Source organism: Oleiphilus sp. HI0125 (genome assembly GCF_001635355.1).
The window spans coordinates 1-2,067 of the sequence record NZ_LWGF01000871.1; the positions used below are offsets into that span (position 1 = coordinate 1).

Here is a 2,067-nt window from a genome sequence, read left to right on the forward strand (position 1 = left end):
CTCTATATTGGTCGGTGCTGTTTGCGATCCTATAAAAATAAGCAAAATGAAGGAAGAACTTTGGCATGGAATCGACGAGCGCAAGTCCGCTACTTTATTTGTGGGAACAACGTACTCTCTTTATCGGTCTACTTACTGATCCGCTAGATATCTCTACTGGCTCTGGGACACTGATGTTTGGTTTGCATAAACCCATTCGGTTTATTACCAGTGAGACGACTCAGCCAATCGAGTGCAGAACCTTGCTTCTTCTAGCGGGTATGCCAGTCATTATCGATACGCAGGGTGAGCTTTTTGCAAATTGCAGTTTAGATCCATTGGGAAAAGACTATCGATTACTTTCTAGTTTGATGAATGCTAACGAAGGTACCGCGTTTTATGACGCTGAGAGCGAAGATACTTATATCAATCGTTTTCTAGAGTTGAGTTCCGCGCCCTTTGATTCTCAGGAAATTCTTCATTCCCTATCGCTCATTTTGCGAACCAACGAAATTATTGGTGTTGAGCATAATTATTGGCTTGATAAACGAATTAAGAATGTTATCAAACATATTCAGTCAACTATAAGTGAAAACCTATCCCTCTCTGATCTCGCTAATGTTGCAAACTTATCTCAATCGAGGTTGATGGAACTTTTTAAAAAGCAGACGGGCATACCCATTAGGCGCTATAAACTTTGGTGCCTTTTGTATAAGACCACGGAAAATGTAGGGGCAGGGATGACATTGACCGATGCTGCGGCTGAAGCGGGCTTTACTGATTCTTCTCACTTCAACAAAAGTTTTCGGTCGATGTTAGGAATGAATCCGTCGCAGATTTTTGGTCAAACAAAGCAGCTTCACGTTATATTGCCTGACCAAGAACGAAGTGCTTCGCCCAAATTCGAATTAAACGAAACACTAATTGATTAATTTGAGTCGCTAAAGGTCATTTGGACATGAAAAAAAGGCTAGCGATGAGTGCTGGTTTCGCGAGTGTAGGAGTGCTACTTGGTGCGACATTCCTTATGTCAGACAAGCAGTCTTCGGATCTTGGATCTCAGCTTGAAGATACGCCAAACTCTAATGCGTATCTCGCTGAGAAGTGCAATAATATTCAAACTCCCTTGAATGAATCTACAGAAATCCATGAAATTTATCCGAATGAGCAGGGCGACACATATTCGTCAGCTTACGGACCTTTAGCAAATTCCTTACGTGGCACAAGCATACCCGGTTATTTTGCGCTGACGGATTACGGAGACTTAGTCGTCACGCCTTCTTTAAAATCTATGATCGATTACTTTTTAGCAGCGCTTGGTGAAGAGCCAATCGAAACTATTATCGGGCGCATCGAAGAGTATTTTACTAGACACCTCGAAGAGCCAGCACGCTCTCAGGCGATTGGTGTTTTGGCTGAGTATATTTTGTATAAAGAGGCTCTAATTGATTTAAAGGGGATTGTCGCTGGCAACAATCTTGTTGCCCCGTCTGGACATGACTACTTAACCCTATTTGAATACCGTCGTGATGCACGAATGAATAGCTTAAGCGCAGATGTTTACGAGGCGTTTTTTGCTGAAGAAGATGCGCTAGACGCATACACTGCCGCGGTACTACAGCGTAAACGAGATGCGAGAGAGGATAGCGTTGGGTCAGGAAGTTTGGTTGATCTTGAAGGCCTCTTGCCCGAGCAAGAACAGAATCTAAAGCAGCTCGATCGTGACAGGAAAAGAATACAAGCTGTTAAGGAAGCCGGAGCTACAGCACAAGAGCTCCATGAACTGCGTCGTAGAGTATATGACGAGAAAACTGTTCAACGATTTGCTGAAGCAGATCAAAAGCAATCTGCTTGGGATGCACGTTTTGCTGAGTATCGGCAAAAAAGGGAATTAGTGTTGAATACCAATGGTTTGTCAGATTCTGATAAGCAATTAGAAATTCAGGCCTTGCAAGCATCTATGTTTGATGTGAATGAGCGCAAGCGCTTAGCGACCTTAGATAAAATGGCCGATAGAGAAATCTGAGCCGTTTATTCTGTTTAATTTTCTTAGGCATTCCAGCCAAATAGTTGCACATTAATCTGATC

The 2,067-nt window shown here is 42.8% G+C and carries 2 protein-coding genes; both read left to right on the forward strand.

Annotation, left to right across the window (positions count from 1 at the left end; genetic code table 11):
• Positions 1 to 65: 65 nt before the first annotated feature.
• Positions 66 to 911, forward strand: coding sequence for a helix-turn-helix domain-containing protein (locus A3762_RS14515; protein WP_068756256.1), 846 nt, complete (start codon positions 66 to 68; stop codon positions 909 to 911).
• A gap of 26 nt (positions 912 to 937) precedes the next feature.
• Positions 938 to 2,005, forward strand: a complete 1,068-nt coding sequence (locus A3762_RS14520; protein WP_068756258.1) for a lipase secretion chaperone — start codon at positions 938 to 940, stop codon at positions 2,003 to 2,005.
• The last annotated feature ends 62 nt before the right edge of the window (positions 2,006 to 2,067 follow it).

Coding starts and splice junctions, on each gene's coding strand:
- A3762_RS14515 (WP_068756256.1), top strand. CDS start 66: ATGGAATCGACGAGCGCAAGTCCGCTACTTTATTTGTGGGAACAACGT.
- A3762_RS14520 (WP_068756258.1), top strand. CDS start 938: ATGAAAAAAAGGCTAGCGATGAGTGCTGGTTTCGCGAGTGTAGGAGTG.